This is a genomic window from Actinomycetospora sp., from assembly GCF_055612215.1.
In genome coordinates this window covers 1-2,070 of the sequence record NZ_JBVPVA010000794.1, presented here as the reverse complement: position 1 = coordinate 2,070, position 2,070 = coordinate 1, and the positions used below count along the sequence as shown (strand labels likewise).

General features: G+C 73.5%; 1 protein-coding gene and 1 pseudogene. One reads left to right on the top strand and one right to left on the bottom strand.

Annotation, left to right across the window (positions count from 1 at the left end):
- Window positions 1-312, bottom strand: a pseudogene (locus tag AC0CYZ_RS21740) (FAD-binding protein); the annotation flags it as partial.
- A gap of 162 nt (window positions 313-474) precedes the next feature.
- Between AC0CYZ_RS21740 and ligD the strand changes: the two are divergent.
- The gene (gene ligD, locus AC0CYZ_RS21735) at window positions 475-1,899 is read left to right on the top strand and encodes a non-homologous end-joining DNA ligase (RefSeq protein WP_472219155.1); all 1,425 of its coding nucleotides are present in this window, start codon (window positions 475-477) and stop codon (window positions 1,897-1,899) included.
- Window positions 1,900-2,070 lie beyond the last annotated feature (171 nt).

The window sequence follows — 2,070 nt, the reverse complement described above, 5'->3', positions numbered from 1 at the left end:
GAGCGTGATCGTCTTGAGCTGCGGGACCACCAGCGGCATCAGGCCGTGCGGCAGGGTCGCGGCGACGAGGTCCTCGTAGGTCGTCATGCCGCCGACGTCGGCTGTGCGGGCCTCGGGGTCGACGTGCAGGACGCGGTCCAGGCCGTCGACCTCCAGCCCGCCGCGGCCGTCGCGAAACCGGAACAGGTTCGAGGTCCGCTTCTTCAGCCGCACCGGCGCGTCCGGCGGAAGCGCCGCGAGGCGTGCCCGCGCGGCTGCCACGGCCTGCTCGTGGGCGGCACTCGAACCCGCCGTCCTGGGAGCCACGGTCATCTCGCCACCCTCGTTCGCGCGGCGTCGGGTCCCGGCCTGCCCCGGCGCTGATCGGCTGTCCGGGGAGCGAGGCTATGCCCGCATCCGGGCTGCTGGCACGTGGCCGCACAGTGGGATCCTTCACCGCGACAGCACACGCGGCGGTCGTCGGGAGGGTGCGGAATGGGCGAGCTCGACACGTACCGGGCGAAACGGGACCCGGATCGGACGCCCGAGCCGTTCGGTGACGCCGGCTCCGGTGAGGTCGCCGACACCGACGCCGGGGGTCGTTTCGTGGTCCAGGAGCACCACGCCCGGCGGCTGCACTACGACGTGCGCCTCGAGCGCGGCGGCGTCCTGGTGTGCTGGGCGGTGCCGAAGGGCCTGCCCGAGTCCCCCGGCGCCCCGCGCCTCGCCGTGCACACCGAGGACCACCCGTTGGAGTACCTCGACTTCCACGGCGAGATCCCGAAGGGCGAGTACGGCGGCGGCAGCATGACCGTCTGGGACTCCGGGACCTACGAGACCGAGAAGTGGAGCGACGACGAGGTCGCGGTCACCCTGCGTGGGGAGCGGGTCGACGGGCGCTTCGTGTTCTTCCGGCCGGCCCGCGGCGACGATCCCGAGGACTGGCTGGTCACGCGCCGCGTCGAGGACGGCACCACCGCGAAGGAGCGGGCCGCCGCGAACGTCCAGTCCCCGCGGGTCGCGGTCGGCGGCCGGACGCTGAAGCTCTCCAACCTCGACAAGGAGCTCTACCCGGGGACGCCCAAGAACGCGGTGATCGACTACTACGCCCGCGTCGCCGACACGCTCCTTCCCCACCTCGCCGGGCGGCCGGTGACCCTGCGGCGCTTCCCCGACGGGATCGAGGGCGAGTCGTTCTACGAGAAGAACGCCGGACGCAACGCCCCGTCCTGGCTGCGCAGCGTCGTCGTCCCGACGCCCGGGTCCTCGCGCGGGAGCTCCAGCGCGTCCTTCCTCGTGGTCGAGGAGCTGGCCGCGCTGGTGTACCTGGCGAACCTCGCCGTTCTCGAACTGCACGTCCCCCAGTGGCGGGTCGACGCCGGGGACCATCCGCTCCCACCCGACGAGCTGGTGTTCGACCTCGACCCGGGGCCCGGCACGGGCCTGCTCGAGTGCGCCGCGGTGGCCGCCCGCATCCGCGCGCGGCTCGCCGACGACGGGCTCGTCGCATGCGTGAAGACCAGCGGCTCCAAGGGGATGCAGATGACCGCGCCGGTGGCCCTGCCCGCCGACGCCGACCCGTCGGCGACCTCCGGGTACGCCAAGCGCCTCGCGGAGGCCCTGGCCCGCGAGACCCCCGACCGCGTCACCGCCGTCATGGCGAAGGACCGCCGGGGCGGGAGGGTCTTCGTCGACTGGAGCCAGAACAACACGTCGAAGACGACGGTCGCGCCCTACTCGCTGCGGGCGCGCGTCGCGCACGGAGCCCCGACGGTGTCGACCCCGCTGACGTGGGACGAGGTCGAGGGGTGCCGGGACCCGGAGGAGCTGGTCTTCTCCCCCGAGGCCGTGCTGGCGCGGATCGCCGAGCACGGCGACCTCTACGCCTCGGCCCTCGGCGACGGCGCGCCGCTGCCCTGATCGGCCCCCGGATCGTTACCCCCGGCGTGGGCTAGGGCGTGTCTGACGGATCGATGGAGGGCTGTGGGGGAAGATCTTGCCTGTGATCAGGCAGGAGATCTCCGACCAGGCGTGGGAGTGGCTTGAGCCGCTGCTCCCGGATCGGACCCCGCGCCGGGGTGGCCGGTGGCG

Coding starts and splice junctions, on each gene's coding strand:
- ligD (WP_472219155.1), top strand. CDS start 475: ATGGGCGAGCTCGACACGTACCGGGCGAAACGGGACCCGGATCGGACG.